We start from the raw sequence: 678 nt of genomic DNA, 5'->3' as shown, positions 1-678 counted from the left end.
TTGGATAAGCCCTCGACCGATTAGTATTGGTCAGCTCCATGCATTGCTGCACTTCCACCTCCAACCTATCTACCTCGTCGTCTTCAAGGGGTCTTACTAATTGGGAAATCTCATCTTGAGGGGGGCTTCACGCTTAGATGCTTTCAGCGCTTATCCCGTCCGTACGTAGCTACTCAGCCATGCTCCTGGCGGAACAACTGATGCACCAGCGGTACGTCCATCCCGGTCCTCTCGTACTAAGGACAGCTCCTCTCAAATTTCCTGCGCCCACGACAGATAGGGACCGAACTGTCTCACGACGTTCTGAACCCAGCTCGCGTACCGCTTTAATGGGCGAACAGCCCAACCCTTGGGACCTACTTCAGCCCCAGGATGCGATGAGCCGACATCGAGGTGCCAAACCTCCCCGTCGATGTGGACTCTTGGGGGAGATAAGCCTGTTATCCCCAGGGTAGCTTTTATCCGTTGAGCGATGGCCCTTCCATGCGGTACCACCGGATCACTAAGTCCGACTTTCGTCCCTGCTCGACTTGTAGGTCTCGCAGTCAAGCTCCCTTATGCCTTTGCACTCTTCGAATGATTTCCAACCATTCTGAGGGAACCTTTGAACGCCTCCGTTACTCTTTAGGAGGCGACCGCCCCAGTCAAACTGCCCGCCTGACACGGTCCCCGTACCCG

At 55.3% G+C, this 678-nt stretch carries 1 rRNA gene; it reads right to left on the bottom strand.

The window, feature by feature from the left end:
- Positions 1 to 678: ribosomal RNA gene (locus AC3WT9_RS34615) — 23S ribosomal RNA — on the bottom strand; the annotation flags it as partial.

It is taken from the genome of Paenibacillus sp. EB106-06-01-XG199, assembly GCF_058791575.1.
The sequence above is the reverse complement of the archived record's forward strand: the minus strand, read 5'-3'. Positions and strand labels throughout refer to the sequence as shown.